Below are 22202 nucleotides of genomic sequence, written 5' to 3' on the forward strand. Positions count from 1 at the left end.
GGTGGGAGCGTCAATCGTCGGATATAAGTGAACCCGAAGCGGCGACGCCACGAGGCGGCGCCACCCCGCGTTTCCGTATTCGCCGAGGCTTTCCATGCGCGCCACCGCGCTTCCCGTCGTGTTCCGCATTGCAGCTTCCCGGTACGGGCGTTTCGTTGCGCTCGCAACGAGTATCGGCCTGCTGTCCGGATGCCTGTCGCTCGCCCCGCCGGACCAGCGTCCCGCCGCGCCGATCCCCGCCGCCTTTCCGGATCCATCGGCCGGCGCCACGCCCGTGGCCGCGCCGGTGCCCGCATGGCAGGACTACTTCGTCGATGCGCGCCTGCGGGTGCTGATCGCGCAGGCGCTGGCCAACAATCGCGACCTGCGCGCGGCCGTCGCGCGCGTCGAACAGGCCCGTGCCGCCTACGGCATCCGCAGTGCGGACCAGTGGCCGACGATCGGCGCCGGCGCGGCCTATGCGCGGTTTCGCGCACCGGGCGGGCTCCTCTCGCCCACCCCGTTCATCGGCCAGGCCTACGAGGTCCGGCTGGCCGAGACACAATGGGAACTCGATTTCTGGGGCCGCGTGCGCAACCTGAAGGAAGCGGCGCTGCAGCGCTATCTCGCGAGCGATGCGGCCCGGCGTGCCGCGACGCTGAGCGTGATCACGTCGGTCGCCAACACGTACCTGACGCTGTGCGAATACGACGAGCGCATCGCACTGACCCGTGCGACGATCGACACGCGCCGCGAGTCGCTGCGGATTTTCCGGCTTCGCCATGCGGCGGGCGCGATCTCGCGCCTCGACCTGACGCAGGCCGAGATCCTGCTGCAGCAAGCGGAATCCCTCGGCGCCCAGTTGCAACAGGCGCGCGCATCGGCGGCCGATGCACTGGCCCTGCTGGTCGGTGCGCCGCCCGATCTGGCCGGCACGCCGCTCGCGCTCGACGATGCCGCCGTCGCGCCGTCGCTCGCCCCCGGCCTGCCCTCGTCGCTGCTCGCGCAGCGGCCGGACGTGATCGCGGCCGAACACGAGCTGCAGGCGTCCCGCGCGAACATCGGCGCGGCGCGCGCCGCGTTCTTTCCGCGCATCGCGCTGACGAGCTCGATCGGCTCGGGCAGCAGCGCGCTGCATGAGTTGCTGACGTCCAGCACCGGCGTCTGGTCGGTGATCCCGAACGTGACGCTGCCGCTGATCGACGGCGGCCGCAACCGCTCGAATCTCGCGCTCGCGCACGCGCAGCGCGACGAAGCGCTCGCGCGGTACGAGCGGACGATCCAGAGCGCGTTTCGCGACGTGTCCGATGCGCTTGCGTCCCGCTACTGGCTGGCCGACGAGGTGCGTATCGAGCGCGCCACGCTGGATTCGCAGGCCGAACGGGCCCGCCTCGCGAAGCTGCGCTACGACAGCGGCGCGACCCGCTTCCTCGAGGTGCTCGACGCGCAGCGGGACCTGATGAACGCGGAGCAGCAATGGGTGATGACGCGTCGCGCGCTGTTGTCGAGCCGCGTCGCGCTGTACGGCGCGCTCGGCGGCGCCACGCAAGACGGCGGCGCGGCCGCCGCGCGACCGACCAACGAATCGACGAATCCGGATTCCACACGATGAAAACCCTCAAGCGCCCTCTTCTGATGGGGGCAGGCGTCGCCGTGCTCGCGATCGGCATCACGTATTTCGGATGGACGCGCTGGCGTGACGGGCAGGCCGATGCCGGCCTCGTGAGCGGCAACGGCCGCATCGAGGCGACCGAGATCGACGTCGCGACCAAGCTGCCGGGGCGCGTCACCGCGATGCTCGTCGACGAAGGCGACTTCGTGAAGGCCGGGCAGCCGCTCGCGCGCATGGACGTGGTCGTCCTGCAGGCACAGCTCGACGAGGCGCGCGCCCGGGAGGAGCAGGCCGTGAACACGGCGGCGAGCATCGACGCGCAGGTCGCGCAGCGGCGCAGCGACAAGGCGGCGGCCGAGGCCGTCGTCGTCCAGCGGGAAAGCGAACTGGACGCGGCGACGCGGCGGCTCGCGCGCTCCGAAACGCTGTCGCGCGACGGCGCGTCGTCGATGCAGGAACTCGACGACGATCGCGCACGCGCCGGCAGCCTGCGGGCGACCGTGAATGCCGCGCGCGCGCAGGTGCAGGCTGCCCAGGCCGCGATCGACGCGACCCGGGCCCAGCTGGTCGCCGCGCACTCGGCGGTGACGGCCGCGCAGGCGACCGTCGCACGCGTGCAGGCCGACATCTCGGACAGCGACCTGACCTCGCCGCGCGACGGGCGCGTGCAGTATCGCGTGGCTGAATCCGGCGAGGTGCTGCCGGCCGGCGGCAAGGTGCTCAACGTGGTCGACCTGTCGGACGTCTACATGACGTTCTTCCTGCCCGAGACGGTCGTCGGCCGCGTGCCGCTCGGCGCCGACGTGCGGATCGTGCTCGATGCCGCGCCGGAATACGTGATTCCGGCCCGCGTGTCGTACGTGTCGAGCACCGCGCAGTTCACGCCGAAGACGGTCGAGACGGCCACCGAGCGACAGAAGCTGATGTTCCGGGTGAAGGCGCGCATCGACCGCGACCTGCTGCAGCGCCACCTGAAGCTCGTCAAGACCGGGCTGCCGGGTGTCGCGTGGCTGAAGGTCGATCCGAATGCCGCGTGGCCGGCTCGCCTCGCCATCCGGGTGCCGCAATGAAATCGGCGCTCCCGGCCGATACCGGTGCCGGCGCGACCGAAACGCCGCCGGCACCCGCGCCGGTCGCGCGGCTGTCCGGCGTCTCGCTGCGCTACGGCGACAAGGCCGCGCTCGACGACGTGACGCTCGACATCCCGGCCGGCCGCATGGTCGGCCTGATCGGCCCGGACGGGGTCGGCAAGTCGAGCCTGCTCGCGCTCGTGTCCGGCGCACGCGCGATCCAGCAGGGGCGCGTCTGGGCCCTCGGCGGCGACCTGTCGTCGCGCCGTCATCGCGCGCGCGTGTGCCGGCGCATCGCGTACATGCCGCAGGGCCTGGGCCGGAACCTCTACGCGACGCTGTCCGTCGAGGAAAACCTGCAGTTCTTCGCGCGGCTGTTCGGCCACGATGCGGCGGAGCGGCGCCGCCGGATCGACGCGCTCACGCGCAGCACCGGCCTTCACCCGTTCCTGGATCGCCCCGCCGGCAAGCTGTCCGGCGGCATGAAGCAGAAGCTCGGCCTGTGCTGCGCGCTGATCCACGATCCTGACCTGTTGATCCTCGACGAACCGACGACCGGCGTCGATCCGCTGTCGCGCGCCCAGTTCTGGGAACTGATCGCACGCATCCGGGCCGCCCGCCCGGCGATGAGCGTGCTGGTGGCGACCGCGTACATGGACGAAGCCCGGCGCTTCGACCGGCTGATCGCGATGGACGCCGGGCGGGTGCTGGCGACCGGCAGCCCCGACGAGCTGCTGGCCCGCACCGGGTGCGACACGCTCGAAGGCGCATTCGTCGCGTTGCTCCCGGACGCGCAGCGGCGCGGGCACGAGCCGATCCGGATCGCGCCGTTTCAGCCCGAACCCGCCGCCGGCTACGCGATCGAGGCCGACGGGCTGACGATGCGGTTCGGCGATTTCGTCGCGGTCGATCACGTGAGCCTGCAAATCCGCCGCGGCGAGATCTTCGGCTTCCTCGGCTCCAACGGCTGCGGCAAGTCGACGACGATGAAGATGCTCACGGGCCTGTTGCCAGCCTCCGAAGGCACGGCGACGCTGTTCGGCCAGCCGGTCGCGGCCGACGACATCGACACGCGCCGGCGGGTCGGCTACATGTCGCAGGGGTTTTCGCTGTATGGCGAGCTGACCGTCCGGCAGAACCTCGTGCTGCATGCGCGCCTGTTCGGCGTGCCGGAGGCGGACGTGCCGGGGCGGGTCGACGAAATGGCCGGGCGCTTCGGGCTCAACGACGTACTCGGCGCGTTACCCGAAGGCCTGCCGCTCGGCATGCGGCAGCGACTGTCGCTCGCGGTCGCGATGGTGCACAAGCCCGAACTGCTGATCCTCGACGAGCCGACGTCGGGTGTCGATCCCGTTGCGCGCGACGACTTCTGGCGGCTGATGATCGAGCTTGCCCGGCAGGATCGCGTGACGATCTTCATCTCGACGCACTTCATGAACGAAGCCGAGCGCTGCGATCGCATCTCGCTGATGCACGCGGGCCGGGTGCTCGCCAGCGCGTCGCCGGGGGAACTCGTGCGCATGCGCGGCGCCGGCACGCTCGAGGAGGCGTTCATCGCATACCTGACCGACGCGCAGCGTGCGGACAGCGCCCCGATGGACGCCGCGTCCGACGCGGGCTGGCTGAGTGCGCCGCCCGAGGCCCCCGCCGGCCGTGCCGGCGCCGCCGGCGCGGGCGCGTGGTTCAGCCCGGCGCGTGCCGGCAGCTATCTGTGGCGGGAAGTGCTGGAGCTGCGGCGCGACCCGCTGCGCGCGACGCTGGCCCTGTTCGGGTCGCTCGTCCTGATGTGCGTCATCAGCATCGGCATCAGCCTCGACGTCGACAACCTGACGTTCGCGGTGCTCGACCGCGACCAGTCGATCCTGAGCCAGGACTATGCGCAGAACCTCGGCGGCTCGCGCTACTTCGTGCCGCGCGCGCCGCTCGCGGACGAGCGCGAGATCGACCGCCGCATGCGCAACGGCCAGCTGTCGCTCGCGATCGAGATTCCGCCCGGGTTCGCGCGGGACGTCGCGCACGGCCGCCGGGTCGAGATCGGCGCGTGGATCGACGGCGCGATGCCGATGCGCGCCGAGACGATCCGCGGCTACGTCGCCGGCATGCACGAGAACTGGCTGCGCGACCAGGCGAAGCGCCGGCTCGGCGCGTCGCTCGCGCCGGCCGTCGAGATCGCCGTGCGCTATCGCTACAACCCGGACGTCAGGAGCCTGCCGGCGATGATTCCGGCCATCATGCCGATGCTGCTGCTGATGCTGCCCGCGATGCTGACGGCGCTCGCCGTCGTCCGGGAACGGGAGCTCGGGTCGATCGTCAACCTGTACGTCACACCCGTCACACGCACGGAATTCCTGCTCGGCAAGCAGGCGCCCTACGTGATGCTCGCCATGCTGAACTTCCTGCTGATGGTCGTGCTGGCCGACGTCGCGTTCGGCGTGCGGATCAAGGGCAGTTTCTTCACGCTCGCGGCCGCGGTGCTGGTCTTCAACGTGGTGGCCACCGGCATCGGCCTGTTCGCGTCGACGTTCACGCGCAGCCAGATCGCCGCGATCTTCATGACGATCGTCGGCACGCTGATTCCCGTCGTGCAGTTCTCGGGGCTGCTCACGCCGCTGTCGTCGCTGGAAGGCGCCGGCAAGTGGATCGGGGCGGTCTACCCGGCCACCTACATGCTCGCGATCAGCCGCGGCGTCTACAACAAGGCGCTCGGCCTGGGCGACCTGTCGTCGCAGTTCTGGCCGCTGCTCGCGGCGGCGCCGGCCATCCTGGTCATGACCGCCGTCCTGCTGCGCAAACAGGAGCGCTGACCATGTCGCGCCTGCTCGTCATCTTCCGGCTCGGGGTCAAGGAGCTCTGGAGTCTCGCCCGCGACCCGATCCTGCTCGTGCTGATCGTCTACACGTTCAGCGCGTCGATCTACGTCGCGGCCACCGCGCGCCCGGAAACGCTGCACAAGGTGCCGATCGCGATCGTCGACGAAGACGCATCGCCGCTGTCGGCGCGCATCGCCGCGGCGTTCTTCCCGCCGCAGTTCGCACCGCCGCCGATCGTCGACGCGGCCGCGGCCGATCGCGGCCTCGACAACGGCGACTACACGTTCTCGCTCGACATTCCGCCGGATTTCGAGCGCGACGTGCTCGCCGGCCGTCACGCGACGATCCAGCTCAACGTCGACGCGACCCGCATGACGCAGGCCTTTACCGGCGGCGGCTACGTGCAGCAGATCGTGTCGGGCGAGATCGACGCATTCGTGCGGCGCTATCGCGGCACCTCGTCGCCGCCCGTCGATCTCGCGATGCGGATGCGCTTCAACCCGAATCTCGACGAAGTGTGGTTCGGCGCGCTGATGGAGCTGATCAACAACGTGACGATGCTGTCGATGATCCTCACCGGGGCCGCGCTGATCCGCGAACGCGAGCACGGCACGATCGAGCATCTGCTCGTGATGCCGGTCACCGCCGCGGAAATCATGCTCGCGAAGGTCTGGTCGATGGGCCTCGTCGTCACGGTGGCGGCCGTCGCGTCGCTGACGCTGGTCGTGGGCGGAGCGCTGCACGTGCCGATTCCGGGCTCCATCCCGCTGTTCGTGGCCGGGATGGCGCTGCACCTGTTCGCGACGACGTCGATGGGGATCTTTCTCGCGACGCTCGTGCGCAGCATGCCGCAGTTCGGGATGTTGCTGGTGCTCGTGCTGCTGCCGCTGCAACTGCTGTCAGGCGGACTGACACCGCGCGAGAGCATGCCGCTCGCCGTGCAGGACATCATGCTGGCCGCGCCGACCACGCATTTCGTCGAACTCGCGCAACGCATCCTGTACCGCGGCGCGGGCCTCGATGCGGTCTGGGTTCAGTTCGCGGTGCTGTTCGCGATCGGCTGCGCGCTGTTCCTGCTGTCGCTGATGCGCTTTCGCAAGACGATCGCCCAAATGGCGTAACCGGCCCGGCAGGTGGCCAGGCGCCCGCGCGGCGCCCGGATTCGTCCGTTGATACAGATCAACCGTGCCGGCACCCTTCACGCGATCATGACGTCACGTCCTGTGATAGCCGACGGCCGCGATGGCGGCAGGGCGGCATCACGCTCACGGCGGCCGGCGGCCGCCTCGCCGGAGAACGTCATGATGCGCCTGCCAAACCGGATCGTTCTTGCCACGCTCGGCGTGTTCATCGCACTCGCGTCGCTGCTGGGCGTCGAGCACGCGATGCTCGCCGGGGCGCCCGTCCTCCCGTATGCGATCGTCGCGCTGGTGTCGGGCGTCGCCGCTTTCGTCGCACAGTTGGCTTCGGCCGCCGGCGAGCGCAGGCGTTGTGCGAGGTATCGATGAGGCGAACTTCGGCGCGAGGCTGCTGATCGTCGGGCCGCCGGCAGCGGCAAGACGACGCTGCTCGGCGTGATCCCGGGGCGTCCTGCGTGGTTGCAGGCAGTCGCGCAGCGGAGGCAGGACACGGTCGCGTTCCACGTCGCGCTCGGCGGCGGCCGGGGTGACCCGGGCTGAAACGCGGCGGTGCGGTCGTCCGGAGTCAGCCCGTCTACGTGTGCGCCACGATGTCGGGCCGCTGCCACGGCGGCAACTCGGCCCAGCCGAGCGGGCCGTAGACGGTACCGCCGGCGGCCTCGATCGTCTCGACGAATTCGGCGAGTGTCGCCCCCGCCGGCACGGCCAGCTTCATCGCGTCGACGAATTCCTCGCTGCGCAGCCACGGCACCGCGCCGCCGTTGATCTGCTCGACGCTCCAGTCCTGCCCGTGCCGGCCGGCTTCGGGCGGCAGCAGGCGCGGCGCGTCGAACGCCACGCGCAGCAGCTGGGTGCGCGAATCGCTGTAAGGCGGTTGCGCGACGTCCTGATACGGCACGTCGGCCCAGCTTTGGCCGCATTGCAGGTCGAGCGGCAGGCACGTAAACCATGCCCAGGGCGCGCGGACGAAGCACAGCCGGTAGCCGGTCCGCGCGCCGTCGAGGTTGGCGATCAGCGTCATGATGGATTCGTCCCTATCGCGTCGAAATCTCGCTGCCTATGGTGTACGGCATATACGCGGCCCGCGCGGAGGGCGGAATCACGACATCGCCCTCGCACATGCGACCACTATCGCGCCACCGTCCGGCCCCCGCGTTGATTGACGTCAAACCGTAGCCGCAACGGCTGGACGGCGAACCTCGTCTATCCCGGGCACGGATACGGCAATCCCTGATTTCCATCAATCGCTTCACGCGCATCCGCGCTGTAATCGGTTCACTGCTCCCTCGACTCCCGGTGAGGCATCCATGAAACTGACTTTTCTCGGCGCGACCGAAACCGTGACCGGCTCGAAGTACCTGCTCGAGCACGGCAACCGGCGCGTGCTGGTCGATTGCGGCCTGTTCCAGGGCACGAAGAACCTGCGGCTGCGCAACTGGAGCCCGTTGCCGCTCGCGCCCGACACGCTCGACGCGGTCGTGCTCACGCACGCGCATGTCGACCATACCGGCTACCTTCCGGTACTGGTGCGCGAAGGGTATCGCGGGCCCGTGTACTGCACGGCCGCGACGGCCGAACTCTGCGACATCATGCTGCGCGACAGCGCGCGGCTGCAGGAAGAGGAAGCCGACTTCGCGAACCGCCACGGCTACTCGAAGCATCACCCCGCGCAGCCGCTCTATACGCTGGACGATGCGCAGCGCGCGCTGCAACTGCTGAAGCCCGTCGCGTTCGACGAATGCACCGCACTGGGCGGCGGCCTGGCGTTCCGCCTGCTGCCGGCCGGGCACATCCTCGGCGCGGCGAGCGTCGTGATGCACTGGAATCACAAGGTGCTCGCGTTCTCGGGCGACCTCGGCCGCTATCACGACCCGATCATGCAGCCGCCGCTGGCGCCCGCGCATGCGGACTTCCTGGTCGTCGAATCGACGTACGGCGACCGTCTGCATCCGGAATCGGACCCCGAGAACGAACTGGCCGCGCTGTTCGACAAGACTTTCGCGCGCGGCGGCGTCGTGGTGATGCCCTGCTTCACCGTCGGGCGCGCGCAGGAAATCCTGCACTACATCGCGCGGCTGAAGGCATCCGGCCGCATGGCGCGCGTCCCGGTATATCTCGACAGCCCGATGGCGACGGACGTGACCGAGATCTATCGTCACCATATTCTCGAGCACCGGCTGACGCCGTCCGAAGCGAATGCGCTCGGTCACGCGGCCACGATGATCCGGTCGGTCGAGCAGTCGAAAGCGATCGCCGACCATCATGGCCCGATGGTCATCATCGCCGGCAGCGGGATGGCGACGGGCGGCCGCGTGCTGCATCACCTGAGCCGCTACGCGCCCGATGCGCGCAACACGATCGCGCTGGTCGGCTACCAGGCGGCCGGCACACGCGGCGCGGCGCTGGCCGCGCACGAGCCGACGCTGAAGATTCACGGCGAATACGTGCGCGTGCGCGCGCAGGTCGAGTCGATCACGACGCTCTCCGCGCATGCCGACTACGAGGAGATTCTCCGCTGGCTCGGCACGATGCAACGCGCGCCGGTTCGGACCTTCGTCACGCACGGCGAACCCGCGGCGGCCGATGCGCTGCGGCGGCGTATCGCGGAGCGACTGCACTGGCCGTGCGAGGTGCCGACTTACGCGCAGTGCGTCGATCTCGATGCGGTCGAATCGGGCGACACGCACGAGCCGGCCACGCTTTCATCCTGACGGCGACGCCTGCGACGCTCTGGCCGGCGCATGCACGGGAACCGGACATCGCGCACCGGGCGCCGTGCACGCGCCGCGCGGCTATCGGCTATCGGCTATCGGCTATCGGCGATCAACCGACTTCGATGATGACCTTCAGCGCATGGGTTTGCGCCGCGCGGCCGAAGGTGTCGTATGCGCGCTCGACGTCGTCGAGCGAGAACCGGTGCGTGATCAGGCGCGTCGGATCGAGGCGCCCGGCGCGTACGGTCTTCAGCAGCATCGGCGTGCTGACCGTGTCGACGAGCCGCGTCGTGATCGAGATATTGCGATCCCACAGCTTCTCGAGGTGCAGGTCGGCCTTGACCCCGTGCACGCCGACGTTCGCGACCACGCCGCCCGGCGCCACCAGCGACGTGCACATCTCGAACGTCGCCGGAATGCCGACCGCCTCGATCGCGCAATCCACGCCGACGCCGTCGGTCAGCTTCATGACCTCCGCCACCGGGTCGACGGTGCGGCCGTCGATGCAATCGGTCGCGCCGAAACGCCGCGCGACCTCGAGCCGGTTGCTGTCCGGGTCGACCATGATGATCCGCGCGGGCGAGTAGAACTGCGCGGTCAGCAACGCCGCCAGCCCGATCGGGCCCGCGCCGACGATCGCGACCGAGCAGCCGGGCTGCACCTTGCCGTTCAGCACGCCGCATTCGAACCCGGTCGGCAGGATGTCGGACAGCATCACGAGCGCGTCCTCGTCCGCGCCCGGCGGAATCCGGTAGAGGCTCGTCTGCGCATGCGGGATGCGCACGTACTCGGCCTGCGTGCCGTCGATCCGGTTGCCGAGGATCCAGCCGCCCGTCGTGCAGTGCGAATACAGGCCGCGCCGGCAGTACTCGCAGCGGCCGCACGACGAGATGCACGAAATGAGCACGGGGTCGCCCGGCTTCAGTGAATCGACCGCGGCGCCGACCTGCTCGACGATGCCGACGCCCTCATGGCCGAGAATGCGGCCGGGTTCGCAGGTCGGTACGTCGCCCTTGAGAATATGCAGATCGGTACCGCAGATCGTCGTGCGCGTCACACGGACGATCCCATCGGTGGGCGACTGCAGTTCCGGCCTGGGCCGTTCCTCGAGCGCCTTGCGCCCGGGTCCGTGGTAGACGAGTGCTTTCATCGCGGTTCCTCCATCGAAAGAAAGGGTTGCGGGTTCATTCATCAGGACTGCAGGTGATGCCGCCCTTGCGCCAGCACCGTCGCGAGTGCGCACGAAGCGATCCGGACGGCGATGCCGTCGGCACGGCTCGTCAGCACGATCGGCACGCGTGCGCCGACGACGATGCCTGCGCTGACGGCCCCCCCAGGTATTCGAGCTGCTTCGCGAGCAGGTTGCCGGCTTCGATATCGGGAACGACCAGGATGTCGGCGCGGCCGGCCGCCGCGAGTTCGACCGCGCGGGCCGCCGCCGCATGGCTGTGCGGCACGTCCCCGATCGTCCACGTCGAAAGATCGACGCACGCCTCGTTCGCCACGCGCTGCACCTTGGCGCGCGGCGCGACGATCAGCGGTTCGATCGCTGCCCCCAGGGGTGACGTGCGCAGCGCCGCGAGCGCAACCAGACTGGTCGCGTCACACGGATGCACGACGGCGACGACGAGCGGCGCCGCGTTGCGCGCCCGCGCGATCAGTTCGGGTAATGCGCCGTCCGGGAGTGGCAGCAAGCCGGGCAGGCAGGCGTCGTCGCGCCCGTCCGGCGGCGGGTTTTCGCTCATGTTTCGAGTACGTAGGTGCCGGGCGCCGCCGCCAATCCCGCGGCCGGCGTACGGGCCGGCACGTCGCCCGACGAGCGCGCGTGCAGCCAGTCGCGCCAGCAGGTCCACCACGATCCGTCGACCGTCGGCGTGTCGCGCACGAAATCGTGCCGGCTGCGGTAGGCCGCGCCGGGTTCGCGGGTCGCGCATCGATAGCGGCGCCCCGCATGGCCCGGTTCGGACACGATGCCTGCGTTGTGCCCGCCCGATGTCAGCACGAAGGTCAGCGCATGGTGCGTGAGCAGGTGGAGCTTGTAGACGGAACGCCACGGCGACACGTGATCGCGCTCGGTGCCGACCACGAACGTCGGCACGTCGAGATCCGACAACGCGACCGGCCGCCCGTCGACGCAATAGCGGCCGGCCGCGAGATCGTTGTCGAGAAAGAGCCGCGTCAGGTATTCCGAATGCATCCGATACGGCATGCGCGTGGTGTCCGCATTCCACGACATCAGGTCGTTGGGCTTCGTGCGCGTGCCGAGCAGGTATTCGCTCATCATCCGCGACCAGATCAGGTCGCGCGCGTTCAGCAGTTCGAACGCGGCGGACATCTGCGCGCCGTCCAGGTAACCCTGCCGCCACATCAGCGCGTCGAGTGCGGACAGTTCGCTCGCGTCGATGAACAGGCCGAGCTCGCCGGGTTCGCTGAAATCGGTCTGGGCCGCCAGCAACGTGACGGAGCGCAGTGCGTCGTGTTGCCGCCCGTCGCGCGCGAGCGCCGCCGCGCCGATCGCGAGCAGCGTGCCGCCCAGGCAATAGCCGACCGCGTGGACCGCTTCGCCGCAGATCGACCGGGCGGCGTCGAGCGTCGCCATGCACCCGTCACGCAGATAATCGTCGAGCCCGACGTCGCGGGCCTCCGCGCCCGGGTTGCGCCACGACACCGCAAACACGGTGTAGCCGGCATCGACCAGGAAGCGGATCAGCGAGTTGTGCGGTTGCAGATCGAGGATGTAGTACTTCATGATCCACGACGGCACGATCAGGATCGGTTCGCGTGCGACGCGGGGCGTCGTCGGGTCGTACTGCAGCAGCTCGCACAGCGCGTTGCGCCAGACGACGCGCCCCGGCGTAATCGCCACGTCGCGTCCCGGCAGATACGTGCGCGTGTCGCGGGCCCGCGTGCCGCTCGTGCGATCGAGCAACGCGCTCGCGTCGTCCAGCCAGTTCCGGAAGCCTGCCGCGAGATTCGCGCCGCCGCTGCGCATCGTCGCGTCGAGCACGACCGGGTTGGTCGCCAGGAAATTGCCCGGCGAGCACGCGTCGAGCCACTGTCGCGCGACGAACCCGACCAGTTCCTCGTGGTGCCGTTCGACGCCCGGCACGCCGCGCGTTGCGTCGCGCCACCAGCGCTGGATCGACAGGAAACTGTCGCGATACACGCTGAACGGCCAGCCGGCCCATGCCGGCGCGGCGAAACGCGGATCGGCCTCGCCGGCATGCACGGCAACGCCGCTCATGTCCGCATCGTCGGCGTCGCCCTCACGCCGGTTTGCCGCCGGTACAACGGCGGCCGTGCACGCCTGCGCCGCGAGCTCGAAGCACTTTCCCGGCGACACCGCCAGATGCGCGCCCCAGTCGAGCACGGCCAGCGCCAGCGACACGGGCGACAGCCCGAAGGTCATCGCGGCGACGCTCGCATGCGCTGCGCGGTTCCATTGGTCCGCAGGCGAAGTCGTTTCCGCCGGGCATTCGGCGGAACGCGACACCGGGCCGCCCCGATCCGGCGATGGCATCGATTCGTGCGTGAACGGTGCACGGACGACGGAGGCTGTCATCGCATGTGCATGCCGCCGTTGACATCGAATTCGGCACCCGTCGCAAATGCGCCCGCATCGGAACACAGGAAGCCGACCAGCGCGGCGATCTCGTCGGGGCGGCCGAGACGCCCCACCGGGATCTGCGGCAGGATCTTCGTGTCGAGCACTTCCTTCGGCACCGATTCGAGCATCGCCGTATCCAGGTAGCCAGGCGCGACCGTGTTGACCGTCACGCCGTGACGCGCGAGTTCGAGCGCGAGCGCCTTCGTGAAGCCGTGGATGCCGGCCTTCGCGGCCGCGTAGTTCGTTTGCCCGTACGCACCTCTCGAACCGTTGACGGACCCGATGTTCACGATCCGCCCGAAGCCCGCGTCGATCATGCCGGGCACGAACGGCTTCGTCATGTTGAACATGCTGTCGAGGTTGGTGCGCAGCACCGCATCCCACATGCTCTTGGTCATCTTCACGAAGGTGGCGTCGTGCGTGATGCCGGCGTTGTTGACGAGCACGTCGACGCGCCCGAATTCGGCCAGCACGCGTGCCGCGCAGTGCTGGCACGCATCGTAATCGGCAACGTCGACCTCGTATGCATGAAACGCGCGGCCGGCGTCGCGTTCCTGCGTGAGCCACGTCGCGACGTGGTCGTTGTGTTCGGTGTGCGACACCGCCACCGTCATGCCCGCGTCGTGCAGGCAACGGCTGATCGCGGCGCCAAGGCCGCCCATTCCGCCCGTGACGAACGCGACGCGCCTAGCGGACATGATCGTGCTCCCGCGCGGCAAGGTGGTCGTCCCGCAGTCGCGCAGCCGTCGTTTCCCCGTCGCTCGCGCCGACGGCCTCCGTGATGCCGAGCTCGAACGCCGCCATCCAGTCGCGCCACGGCATGCTGGCCTCGTTGATCACGGCCAGCCGCCCGAGGTCGGGCAACCAGTCGGTCTGGTAGCGCGCCAGCCCGCCGGGGCCGTATTCGCGCAGCCACGTGCGCCACGCGCCGGCACTCTCGAACTGCCCGCGCATGCAGAGCTCGGTGGCGTCCTGCCAGATCGCGACGGTGGCGACCGTGTAGTCGCGCATCGCCAGCCGGGCCGCTTCACCGAAGGCCGTCCACTCGGTCGTAGCCGTGAGCGCCTGCTGCAGGCCGCGCACGGCGTCGCGGTCCCGTTCGATGCAGCGCCCTGCGAGCGCATGCCATTCCTGCTGCCAGCCTCGGTTCAGCGCGGCCATGCGCAATGCAAGATCGCATCCCGCGCGGCATGCGTCGTTCGGTGTCGTCAAAGCATGGGCGCTCATCGTGTTCCCTCCTTCGATCCGGTCAACGGGTTGGCATCCGCCTCGTGCCGCCTGCCGGGCATCGGCAGGGCGACCGCCTCACTGTGCGGCCGCGGCGCTCGGCTGCCGTTGATCTGAGTCAAGCGCGCGGAAACCCTGCTTCGTAGACTGGATTGCACTGGCGGATCACCCGTCGATGGAGCGATTCCGATGAGCTACAAAAGCATGGTCGTGCACCTCGATACGAGCGCCCGCGCGCATTCGCGCCTCGAGTTCGCGTTGCGTCTCGCCCGGCGCTTCGGTGCGCATCTCACCGGGCTGTTCGCGGTCTACACGCCCGAGCCGTATTCGTTCTACGTGATGGCCGGTTCCGCCGACTATTTCCGCGAGCACCGCGAGCGGCGCGACGAACGGCTCGCCGCGCTGGAGCGCCTGTTCCATGCGGAGACCGCCCGCGCCAAAGTGCCGGCGACCTGGGTTCACGCGGACGAACGCGCGAATCTGGCCGTGCTGCGCGCCGCGCGACTCGCCGATCTCGTGATTGCGGGCCAGAGCGACCCGAACGATCCCGAGACCTTTATCGACGACCAGTTTCCGGAGAACCTGGTGCTGTCCGCCGGCCGCCCGGTGCTGTTCGTGCCGTACACCGGAGAATTTCCGTCGATCGGCGAACGGGTATTCGTCGCGTGGGACGGCAGCCGCGAAGCGGCCCGCGCCGCGCACGACGCGCTCCCGTTTCTCGAGCATGCGAAGCGCACGACGGTCGCCGCCGTGGTCGACGCCGATTCGGAGGCGGCGACCACGCGCATTCCGGCCGCCGATGCCGCGCTGATGCTGGCACGCCACGCGCACGACGTGAACGTGCTCGACATCGGTACCGGCACCGGTGCGTCGATCGGCGACACGCTGCTGTCACGCGCTTACGAAACGGGTTCCGACCTGCTCGTGATGGGGGCCTACGGCCATTCGCGCTGGCGCGAACTGGTAATGGGCGGCGCCACGCGCACGGTGCTGGGGTCGATGACGCTGCCGGTGCTGATGTCGCACTGAGCCGGCCGATGCGATGCGGCTCGGCACGAGCGATCCCTGTCGCGACATGCCTGCACGGATCGCGATGTGGATCCGTGTGCAGTTGCCGCACATCACGGTGGGCGCCATTGCCCATCGCGTCGTGCCCGGCGGCACGCGTCGCAGTGCGCGTGCCGCGCGGCAACCGCGCCGCTTGATCCAGATCAGCGCCGTCGGCACGCACGCGCCGATGATGACCTCATCCACATCCGTTCAAGGGAAATGCCATGTACTCGAACATTCTGGTTGCGCTCGACGGCAGCGACACGTCGTCCCGCGCACTCGACGCCGCGCTGACGCTCGCGGCGGAGACGGGTGCGCGGCTGACCCCCGTCTACGTCGTCGATTTCCTGGTGCCGGCCTACGACACGTACGGATACGATCCGTCGATCCTCGTCGATGCCTTCCGCGAAGAGGGGCTGCGCGTCACCGACGACGCGGCGCGCCGCCTGAAAGCGCGCGACGTGGCCGGCATGCCGCAGATCTCCAACGTCGAGCCCGCGGGCGAAGGCATTCCGCGCCGGATCGTCCGTCTTGCCGACGAAACCGGGGCCGACCTGATCGTGATGGGCACGCACGGCCGGCGCGGCTTTCAGCGCCTCTTCCTCGGCAGCGTGGCCGAGCGCGTGTTGCGCCTGGCCACCTGCCCGGTCCTGATGATTCCGGCGAACTGCCCGCCGGAGAAACCCGCCGAAACCGCCGCGGCATCAACCGAAAAGGAGCTGTCATGAGCTACAAGACCCTGCTCGTCCACCTCGACGACAGCGAGCGCTGCGCGACGCGCGTCGGCCTCGCACTCGAACTCGCGGCGCGCTGGAACGCGCATCTGATCGGCCTCTACGTGGTCTGCCAGGACCTGTTCGAGCCGTTGCGGCGGCCCGACGAACCGCTGAAGCTTGCCGTGTACGAGCGGCTGTGCGAGCAACGTCGCAAGGAGGCCGAAGAAAAATTCCTGGCGGCCGCCGAGCGCGCGGGACGCAGCGTCGAATGGCAGGCCCCCGCCGGCGACGCGACCACCGTCGCCATTCTCCACGCGCGTCACGCCGATCTGCTGGTGCTCGGCCAGGAAGACCCCGACGATCGCATGACCTACGTCGCGCGCCATTTCGTCGAGGATGTCGTGATGGGCAGCGGCCGCCCGGCGATCGTCGTGCCCTATGCGGGCGACGTGCGAACGATCGGCGAGAACGTGCTGATCGGCTGGGACGGCGGGCGCGAAGCCGCCCGCGTGATGGCCGATGCGCTGCCGCTGCTCGCCCGTGCGCGCTTCGTCAACGTCGAGACGGTCGTGCGCGGGCAGCCCGACCCGGACAAGACGCCCGCGGGCGTCGACGTCGCCGCGTATCTCGAGCGGCACGGCATTCGCGCGTCGTTCTCCACGACGCCGCGCGAACGGTCGGTCGGCGTGGGCGCGACGCTGCTGAACCGGGTGACCGACCTGCACGCGGACCTGCTCGTGATGGGTTTGTACAGCCATGCGCGCATGCACGAACGTGTGCTGGGCGGCGCCACGCGCACGATCCTCGAGACGATGACGGTGCCGGTGCTGCTGTCTCACTGAGCCGTCGAAAAGGGGGCAGCCGCTTGCGGCCGCCCCCTTTTCGTCACAACACGGCCGCACACGCGCCCTGCCCCTCCCGCACGACCAGCACCGGCCGGTCGGCGGTGCGCACCAGCGATTCGGCGACGCTGCCGAGCAACGCGCGGCGCACGCCGCGCCGCCCGTGCGTGCCCATCACGATCAGCTCCGCGTCGCATTCGGCGGCGGCGCGCGCCAGAACGGACGACACGTCCTCGCCGCACGCGTCGAGCGTGTGTGCCGTGCCGCGGACGCCGCACAGGCGAAACGCGGTCTCCGCGTCCGCCACCGCGATCGCGGCCCTGTCCGCATCCAGCCCGGCCGGGTCGCGCTGGCCGATATAACCGCTGTCGACGTCGGCCACCCTTGGCGCGTCCGATACCACGCACACGGCGACGATCAGGCCGCCTGAATCGCGGGCGAGCGCGATCGCCTCGTCGAGCGCGAGTCGCGAAGCGCGGCTGCCGTCGAGAGCCGCAAAGATCCGTGCATACATGGAGCCTCCCCGTTGCCGTTCGGATTTGACCGGCATGCCAGATCAGTCTGGGCCCGACGCGCATCGTCCGGTTGACGCCGGTCAAGCCCGCACGGAAACAGGCGTACGCATCGGTCCCGATTGGCGAACCCGGACAAAACGCGCACAATTTCGGGCGATATCGCAGTTTCGGCCTGCCCCGCTTCCCGTGCCCCGCGTCCGGCCCGCCGGCCGCCGGCGAAATCCGTCAGGATGAACGGCAATGACAGTCCATGTGCCCGCCTTCAAGGCCGGGCCGGCTCCGCGCAGGGTCCGGCCCGCGCGATCCGCGACCCTCGCCACGCTGCTGACGCTGGCGCTCGGCCTGGCCACGTCGTTCGGGCTGGTCGGCATCCGTGAGCGCGCGCACATGCTCGACGGCACGGTAACGATCGACAACCGGCCGGGAACGGGATTCACGATTGCCGTGGCGTTGCCGCTTCACGCCATCCGGCAAGGAGATGTGCTGTCATGATCAGGGTACTCATCGCCGACGACCATGCCCTCGTCAGGGACGGCCTGCGGCACATCCTGCAGAACGCAAGCGGTTTCGAGGTCGCGGGCGAAGCGTGCGACAGCGCATCCACGATCGCACTCGTGCGCGGCACGGCCGCGAACGTGCTGGTGCTCGACCTGTCGATGCCCGGCCGGAACGGCGTCGAACTCATCAAGCAGATCAAGGACGAGAAACCGGCCTTGCACGTCCTCGTACTGACGATGCACGCCGAGCAGCAATACGCGGTGCGCGCGTTCCGCGCGGGCGCATCCGGCTACATGACCAAGGAGAGCGCGAGCGCCGAGCTGGTCGCGGCGCTGACCAAGATCGCGGCCGGCGGCGTGTATGTCAGCCTGACGATGGCCGAACAGTTTGCGCAGAGCCTGAACGAACCGACCGATCTCCTGCCGCACCAGCGTCTGTCCGACCGTGAATTCGACGTCTTCCGGCGCGTCACCACCGGCGAGTCGATTTCCGAAATCGCGCAGGCGCTCAGCGTCAGCGTCAAGACCGTCAGCACGTACAAGACGCGCATTCTCGAGAAGATGCAAATGCCGAACGACACGGCGCTCGTGCGTTATGCGATGCGCCACAAGCTGTTCGACGATCCGGACGAACTCTGACGGCGGCCAGGCAGCCGGCTGCTTGTGCCCCGTCGATCTCACGGCCACCGCCCGCCTCGGCGGCAAGATCGCGGCAAGATTCCGCCCCCTTTGTAGGAAACGCCCTACAACGCTTCCACGTGTCCTACCGCATCTTCAATTCCGGCTGATTTCCGTCGAGCGTCGCGCCATCCATACTGCGTATCAAGAAAAACAAGCCAGCGTGCCACCCGGAGCAAAGGCCCCCTCAACGCCGAGACCGGTTTCGGTCTCCTGGCCCGTCCGGTGTGGTTCCCCATCAGGAAGGCGGCAGACACCAAGGCCGCCGGTACGACGGCCAGCGCGATCCCGCCCTGCAGCGATTCGCCGCTGGCCCAGGAATTGGAGCCGATCATGCAAAGCCATGCCGATGTTTCGCAGACCATGCCGTTACACCCGTTACACCCGTTACGCCCGTCACAACCGTCACGTCCGTTCATCCCGCTGCATCCCGTCGAACGGGCGGACCAGCCGAAGCGCGCCGCGTCCCGTTGCTCGACCTGCGCGTTGCGTACCGTGTGCATGCCGCCCGATCTTTCGCCTGACGATTTCGCGCGCGTCGACGCGATGATCTGCACGACGCGGCACGTCAGGCGCGGCGAAACGCTGTTTCGCGCGGGTGACGCATTCAACAGCATCTATGCGGTCAGAACCGGTTCGTTCAAGACCATCGTGATGCATCGCGACGGAGACGAGCAGATCACCGGCTTCCAGATCGTCGGCGAATCGCTCGGGCTCGACGGCGTGCACACCGGGCGGCACAACGGCGACGCAATCGCGCTCGAGGACAGCACCGTCTGCATCATTCCGTTCGGCCAGCTCGAACAGATGTGCCGCGACGTTCGGCCGATGCAGCATCACGTGTATCAGATGATGAGCGGCGAGATCGTGCGCGAATCCGCGCAGATGCTGCTGCTCGGCACGATGACCGCCGAGCAGCGCGTGGCCGCCTTCCTGCTGAACCTGTCCACGCGCTTCAAGGCGCGCGGCTACTCGGCCGCCGAATTCGTGCTGCGGATGACGCGCGACGAGATCGGCGAGTATCTCGGGATGAAGCTCGAAACGGTCAGCCGCATGATGTCGAAGTTCCAGCGCAAGGGGCTCGTCGCCGCGCAAGGCAAGCAGATCCGCATCGTCGATCCGGACGGCCTCGGGCGCATCTGAGCGCATTGCGGTGCGGGCATGCCGAGCGGGATCAGCCGCGCATGCCGAGCACGGCGGCACCGGACACGCGCCCCGCGCGCAGATCGTCCAGTGCGCGGTTTGCATCGGTCAGCGCGTAACGCACCGCTTCGACCCGCAGCGGCATCGCATCGGCGATCCGCATGAACGCGGCCGCGTCCGCACGCGTCAGGTTGGCGACCGACACGATGCGGCGCTCGCCCCACAGCCACGCGTACGGAAAGCCCGGGATATCGCTCATGTGAATGCCGCCGCATACGACGATCCCGCCTTTGTCGACCGCGCGAAGCGCGGCCGGCACCAGTGCGCCCACCGGCGCGAAGACGAGCGCGGCGTCGAGGGGTTCCGGCGGCGTTTCGTCGCTGCCGCCGGCCCATGCGGCACCGAGTGACAGCGCGAGCTGCTGGGCGACGGTGTCGCCGGGCTTCGTCAACGCAAACACCTTCCGCCCCTCGAAATGCGCGACCTGCGCGACGAGATGGGCGGCCGCGCCGAAGCCGTAGATGCCGACGCGACGCGCATCGCCGGCCATGCGCAAGGTTCGGTAACCGATCAGGCCGGCACACAGGAGCGGCGCGGCCTCGAGATCGGAATAGCGCCGCGGCAGGTGCACGCAATAGCGATGGTCGGCAACGGCGCACTCGGCATAACCGCCGTCGATCGTATAACCGGTGAATCCCGGGCTGTCGCACAGGTTTTCGCGGCCGGACGCGCAGTACGTGCAATGCCCGCAGGTCGAGCCCAGCCATGGCACGCCCACCCGGTCGCCGACGGAGAATCCCGTCACGCCCTCGCCGGGCACGCGCACCGTTCCGACAATCTCGTGCCCCGGCACCAGCGGCAGCTTCGGGTGCGCGAGTTCGCCGTCGACGACATGGAGATCGGTCCGGCATACACCGCACGCGTGCACGTCGATCAGCAGCTGGCCCGGCGCCGGTAGCGGTTCCGGCACGCGCGCCTCGCGCAAATGCGGCGTCGTGCCGTCAAACATCATCGCAAGCATGCTCGCCTCCCCGCGCCATCGTGTTCGCGCGCGTCACGATCCAAGGCTAGTCGCCACGCGCCGCGCGCGCACGGCGCAGTGACGGGCGCTTGACGTGGGTCAACGGCGGCCGGCCGGTTGCTGACACGATGAAGTGGCATGACGCCGCCGGCCCGGCGCCCAGGAGATGATCGAATGACAGCCGTTCCCCCACTTGCCGCAAGCGCGCATCCCGAAGCGCATCTGAGGTCGCTGCTGGCCTATGCGGTGCTGGCCCCGTCCAGCCACAATTCGCAGCCGTGGCGATTCATCGTCGACGGGCCCACGATCGCGGTCTGCGCGGACCGCGTCCGTGCGCTGCCCGTGGTCGATCCGTTCGATCGCGAGCTGATCATCAGTTGCGGCGCCGCCTTGCTCAACCTACGTGTCGCGCTCGACCACGCAGGGCTCGCCCATACGATCAGCACGTTTCCGTCCGAAGTCGACCCCGATCTCCTCGCACTGGTGCGGGTGTGCGACGACGGCTATTCCGACGCGTCGCTCGGCGCGCTGTTCGATGCGATTCCGGAGCGCGTAACCACGCGCGCGCCGTTCGAATCGACGGCCGTTCCGGACACGCTCCAGCGCGAGCTGATCGCGGCCGGCGCGGCGGAAGGCGTCGAGGTCGCCTGTGTCGACGCGATCGCGCACCGCGCACGGGTGGCCGAGCTCGTCGCCGAGGCCGACCGGCAGCAGTTCGCCGATCCGCGCTTCCGGCGCGAGCTGGCAAGCTGGATCGATCCGCGCCGGCACGTCGACGGCATGCCGGCATTTGCGGCCGGCGTGCCGACGCTGCTGGACTTCGCGGCGCCCGTCGTGACGATGGCGGTCCGGACGTTCGATCTCGGCAACGGGCTCGCCGCGCTGCATCACCAGCTCGTCGGCGCGTCGCCGCTGATCGTCTGCCTGTCGACCGTCCGCGACGATCGCGACGCATGGCTCGCCGCCGGACAGGCGCTGGAGCGCGTCCTGCTCGTCGCGGCGCGCGCGGGCCATACGGCGTCCTACCTGAACCAGCCGATCGAGACGGCCGGGCTGCGCGCCCACCTGCGCCACATGCTCGGGCTGCGCGGCGAGCCGCAGTTGCTGCTGCGCGTCGGGCGCGGCCCGCATACGCCGCATTCGCCGCGCCGCCCGCTCGACGAAGTCGTCTCCTGATCGCGCCGCGAGGCAAGGTGCGCCCCCTCCGACCCGGACGAGGAAAAAAACATGAACCTCCTGCGTTTCGCTGCCCTCTGCGCGATCGCTGCGGCGGCCGGCCCGGCCGCCGCGCAGACGGCCGTGCCCGAGCCGACCGATCTCGTCAACGCGCAGCACTGCATGTTCTGCCACACGCCCGACATGAGGTTCCTCGGGCCGTCGTTCCACGAGATCGCGCAGCGCTATCGCGGCGATCCGGCGGCGGCCGCGGAACTGGAACGCAAGCTGCGCGTCGGCGGCCGCGTGCACTGGGGCGACACGCCGATGCCGTCCGCCGAGGATCGCGGCGGCCCGCTGTCCGCCGACGATGCGCACCAGCTCGTGCAATGGGTGCTGAGCCAGTAGCCGGCCCACCGGCCCGCAC

At 69.3% G+C, this 22202-nt stretch carries 20 protein-coding genes and 2 pseudogenes; 14 read left to right on the forward strand and 8 right to left on the reverse strand.

Annotated elements, in window-relative coordinates; genetic code table 11:
- Positions 1–94 precede the first annotated feature (94 nt).
- From PQB87_RS38815 to PQB87_RS38835, 5 genes are read left to right on the forward strand one after another with little or no spacing between them, the layout of a single operon-like run.
- Positions 95–1591, forward strand: a complete 1497-nt coding sequence (locus tag PQB87_RS38815) for an efflux transporter outer membrane subunit (protein WP_489244619.1) — start codon at positions 95–97, stop codon at positions 1589–1591.
- Entirely contained in the window at positions 1588–2661 is a 1074-nt protein-coding gene (locus tag PQB87_RS38820) for an HlyD family secretion protein (protein WP_489244620.1), read from the forward strand. Before PQB87_RS38815 ends, PQB87_RS38820 begins: the two co-directional genes overlap by 4 nt.
- Positions 2658–5465 (forward strand): ribosome-associated ATPase/putative transporter RbbA, encoded by a 2808-nt coding sequence (rbbA, locus tag PQB87_RS38825; protein WP_489244621.1) that lies wholly within the window; start codon positions 2658–2660, stop codon positions 5463–5465. Before PQB87_RS38820 ends, rbbA begins: the two co-directional genes overlap by 4 nt.
- A gap of 2 nt (positions 5466–5467) precedes the next feature.
- Positions 5468–6592: an ABC transporter permease gene (locus PQB87_RS38830; RefSeq protein ID WP_111940537.1), complete on the forward strand. Its 1125-nt coding sequence runs from the start codon at positions 5468–5470 to the stop codon at positions 6590–6592.
- 48 nt (positions 6593–6640) lie between these two features.
- Complete coding sequence (locus PQB87_RS38835) at positions 6641–6979, forward strand: DUF2964 family protein (RefSeq protein ID WP_436407299.1); 339 nt, start codon at positions 6641–6643, stop codon at positions 6977–6979.
- Between the two features lie 205 nt (positions 6980–7184).
- On the opposite strand, the gene PQB87_RS38840 is transcribed toward PQB87_RS38835, so the two are convergent.
- The gene (locus tag PQB87_RS38840) at positions 7185–7631 is read right to left on the reverse strand and encodes a hypothetical protein (protein WP_021163484.1); all 447 of its coding nucleotides are present in this window, start codon (positions 7629–7631) and stop codon (positions 7185–7187) included.
- Between the two features lie 286 nt (positions 7632–7917).
- Here PQB87_RS38840 and PQB87_RS38845 point away from each other — a divergent pair, with 286 nt between their 5' ends.
- The gene (locus PQB87_RS38845) at positions 7918–9321 is read left to right on the forward strand and encodes an MBL fold metallo-hydrolase RNA specificity domain-containing protein (protein ID WP_111940539.1); all 1404 of its coding nucleotides are present in this window, start codon (positions 7918–7920) and stop codon (positions 9319–9321) included.
- Positions 9322–9433: 112 nt separating this feature from the next.
- Here PQB87_RS38845 and PQB87_RS38850 read toward each other — a convergent pair whose 3' ends face one another.
- The 5 genes and pseudogenes from PQB87_RS38850 to PQB87_RS38870 all read right to left on the reverse strand — a co-directional run bounded on the left by PQB87_RS38850 (position 9434) and on the right by PQB87_RS38870 (position 14158).
- Positions 9434–10474 carry a zinc-dependent alcohol dehydrogenase family protein gene (locus PQB87_RS38850; protein WP_111940541.1) on the reverse strand — a complete coding sequence of 347 codons (1041 nt, stop codon included), beginning with the start codon at positions 10472–10474 and terminating at the stop codon, positions 9434–9436.
- A gap of 41 nt (positions 10475–10515) precedes the next feature.
- A pseudogene (locus tag PQB87_RS38855) lies at positions 10516–11069 on the reverse strand (phosphate acyltransferase).
- On the reverse strand, positions 11066–12886 hold the full coding sequence (locus tag PQB87_RS38860; RefSeq protein ID WP_111940543.1) for a PHA/PHB synthase family protein: 1821 nt from the start codon (positions 12884–12886) through the stop codon (positions 11066–11068). The pseudogene PQB87_RS38855 and the gene PQB87_RS38860 overlap by 4 nt, the downstream one beginning before the upstream one ends.
- On the reverse strand, positions 12883–13629 hold the full coding sequence (locus PQB87_RS38865; RefSeq protein ID WP_060061294.1) for a beta-ketoacyl-ACP reductase: 747 nt from the start codon (positions 13627–13629) through the stop codon (positions 12883–12885). The genes PQB87_RS38860 and PQB87_RS38865 overlap by 4 nt, the downstream gene beginning before the upstream one ends.
- Positions 13619–14158 (reverse strand): hypothetical protein, encoded by a 540-nt coding sequence (locus PQB87_RS38870; protein WP_111940545.1) that lies wholly within the window; start codon positions 14156–14158, stop codon positions 13619–13621. Before PQB87_RS38870 ends, PQB87_RS38865 begins: the two co-directional genes overlap by 11 nt.
- 189 nt (positions 14159–14347) lie before the next feature.
- On the opposite strand from PQB87_RS38870, the gene PQB87_RS38875 reads away from it, so the two are divergent.
- From PQB87_RS38875 to PQB87_RS38885, 3 genes are all read left to right on the forward strand, one after another.
- Entirely contained in the window at positions 14348–15187 is an 840-nt protein-coding gene (locus PQB87_RS38875) for a universal stress protein (RefSeq protein WP_111940547.1), read from the forward strand.
- Positions 15188–15432: 245 nt separating this feature from the next.
- On the forward strand, positions 15433–15936 hold the full coding sequence (locus tag PQB87_RS38880) for a universal stress protein (RefSeq protein WP_111940549.1): 504 nt from the start codon (positions 15433–15435) through the stop codon (positions 15934–15936).
- The gene (locus PQB87_RS38885) at positions 15933–16766 is read left to right on the forward strand and encodes a universal stress protein (protein WP_059685841.1); all 834 of its coding nucleotides are present in this window, start codon (positions 15933–15935) and stop codon (positions 16764–16766) included. Before PQB87_RS38880 ends, PQB87_RS38885 begins: the two co-directional genes overlap by 4 nt.
- 43 nt (positions 16767–16809) lie before the next feature.
- Here PQB87_RS38885 and PQB87_RS38890 read toward each other — a convergent pair whose 3' ends face one another.
- Positions 16810–17280 carry a universal stress protein gene (locus tag PQB87_RS38890; protein ID WP_027792301.1) on the reverse strand — a complete coding sequence of 157 codons (471 nt, stop codon included), beginning with the start codon at positions 17278–17280 and terminating at the stop codon, positions 16810–16812.
- A 352-nt stretch (positions 17281–17632) separates the two neighbouring features.
- Between PQB87_RS38890 and PQB87_RS38895 the strand changes: the two are divergent.
- From PQB87_RS38895 to fnr, 3 genes and pseudogenes are all read left to right on the forward strand, one after another.
- A pseudogene (locus PQB87_RS38895) lies at positions 17633–17773 on the forward strand (ATP-binding protein); the annotation flags it as partial.
- On the forward strand, positions 17770–18417 hold the full coding sequence (locus PQB87_RS38900) for a response regulator (RefSeq protein WP_059685834.1): 648 nt from the start codon (positions 17770–17772) through the stop codon (positions 18415–18417). The pseudogene PQB87_RS38895 and the gene PQB87_RS38900, both read left to right, overlap by 4 nt.
- Before the next feature lie 372 nt (positions 18418–18789).
- Positions 18790–19599: a fumarate/nitrate reduction transcriptional regulator Fnr gene (fnr, locus tag PQB87_RS38905; RefSeq protein WP_111940685.1), complete on the forward strand. Its 810-nt coding sequence runs from the start codon at positions 18790–18792 to the stop codon at positions 19597–19599.
- Positions 19600–19630: 31 nt separating this feature from the next.
- Here fnr and PQB87_RS38910 read toward each other — a convergent pair whose 3' ends face one another.
- Positions 19631–20620: a zinc-dependent alcohol dehydrogenase family protein gene (locus tag PQB87_RS38910; protein ID WP_111940557.1), complete on the reverse strand. Its 990-nt coding sequence runs from the start codon at positions 20618–20620 to the stop codon at positions 19631–19633.
- A gap of 174 nt (positions 20621–20794) precedes the next feature.
- On the opposite strand from PQB87_RS38910, the gene PQB87_RS38915 reads away from it, so the two are divergent.
- Entirely contained in the window at positions 20795–21796 is a 1002-nt protein-coding gene (locus tag PQB87_RS38915) for an Acg family FMN-binding oxidoreductase (RefSeq protein WP_111940559.1), read from the forward strand.
- A 51-nt stretch (positions 21797–21847) separates the two neighbouring features.
- Positions 21848–22183: a c-type cytochrome gene (locus tag PQB87_RS38920; RefSeq protein ID WP_021159373.1), complete on the forward strand. Its 336-nt coding sequence runs from the start codon at positions 21848–21850 to the stop codon at positions 22181–22183.
- Positions 22184–22202: the final 19 nt, after the last annotated feature.

The sequence above is a fragment of the Burkholderia sp. KL41 genome, from assembly GCF_057005415.2.

Excerpts from the sequence above, each read along its gene's own strand:
- PQB87_RS38815 (WP_489244619.1), top strand. The coding sequence starts at position 95 with ATGCGCGCCACCGCGCTTCCCGTCGTGTTCCGCATTGCAGCTTCCCGG.
- PQB87_RS38820 (WP_489244620.1), top strand. The coding sequence starts at position 1,588 with ATGAAAACCCTCAAGCGCCCTCTTCTGATGGGGGCAGGCGTCGCCGTG.
- rbbA (WP_489244621.1), top strand. The coding sequence starts at position 2,658 with ATGAAATCGGCGCTCCCGGCCGATACCGGTGCCGGCGCGACCGAAACG.
- PQB87_RS38830 (WP_111940537.1), top strand. The coding sequence starts at position 5,468 with ATGTCGCGCCTGCTCGTCATCTTCCGGCTCGGGGTCAAGGAGCTCTGG.
- PQB87_RS38840 (WP_021163484.1), bottom strand. The coding sequence starts at position 7,631 with ATGACGCTGATCGCCAACCTCGACGGCGCGCGGACCGGCTACCGGCTG.
- PQB87_RS38845 (WP_111940539.1), top strand. The coding sequence starts at position 7,918 with ATGAAACTGACTTTTCTCGGCGCGACCGAAACCGTGACCGGCTCGAAG.
- PQB87_RS38850 (WP_111940541.1), bottom strand. The coding sequence starts at position 10,474 with ATGAAAGCACTCGTCTACCACGGACCCGGGCGCAAGGCGCTCGAGGAA.
- PQB87_RS38860 (WP_111940543.1), bottom strand. The coding sequence starts at position 12,886 with ATGACAGCCTCCGTCGTCCGTGCACCGTTCACGCACGAATCGATGCCA.
- PQB87_RS38865 (WP_060061294.1), bottom strand. The coding sequence starts at position 13,629 with ATGTCCGCTAGGCGCGTCGCGTTCGTCACGGGCGGAATGGGCGGCCTT.
- PQB87_RS38870 (WP_111940545.1), bottom strand. The coding sequence starts at position 14,158 with ATGAGCGCCCATGCTTTGACGACACCGAACGACGCATGCCGCGCGGGA.
- PQB87_RS38875 (WP_111940547.1), top strand. The coding sequence starts at position 14,348 with ATGAGCTACAAAAGCATGGTCGTGCACCTCGATACGAGCGCCCGCGCG.
- PQB87_RS38880 (WP_111940549.1), top strand. The coding sequence starts at position 15,433 with ATGTACTCGAACATTCTGGTTGCGCTCGACGGCAGCGACACGTCGTCC.
- PQB87_RS38885 (WP_059685841.1), top strand. The coding sequence starts at position 15,933 with ATGAGCTACAAGACCCTGCTCGTCCACCTCGACGACAGCGAGCGCTGC.
- PQB87_RS38890 (WP_027792301.1), bottom strand. The coding sequence starts at position 17,280 with ATGTATGCACGGATCTTTGCGGCTCTCGACGGCAGCCGCGCTTCGCGA.
- PQB87_RS38900 (WP_059685834.1), top strand. The coding sequence starts at position 17,770 with ATGATCAGGGTACTCATCGCCGACGACCATGCCCTCGTCAGGGACGGC.
- fnr (WP_111940685.1), top strand. The coding sequence starts at position 18,790 with ATGCAAAGCCATGCCGATGTTTCGCAGACCATGCCGTTACACCCGTTA.
- PQB87_RS38910 (WP_111940557.1), bottom strand. The coding sequence starts at position 20,620 with ATGCTTGCGATGATGTTTGACGGCACGACGCCGCATTTGCGCGAGGCG.
- PQB87_RS38915 (WP_111940559.1), top strand. The coding sequence starts at position 20,795 with ATGACAGCCGTTCCCCCACTTGCCGCAAGCGCGCATCCCGAAGCGCAT.
- PQB87_RS38920 (WP_021159373.1), top strand. The coding sequence starts at position 21,848 with ATGAACCTCCTGCGTTTCGCTGCCCTCTGCGCGATCGCTGCGGCGGCC.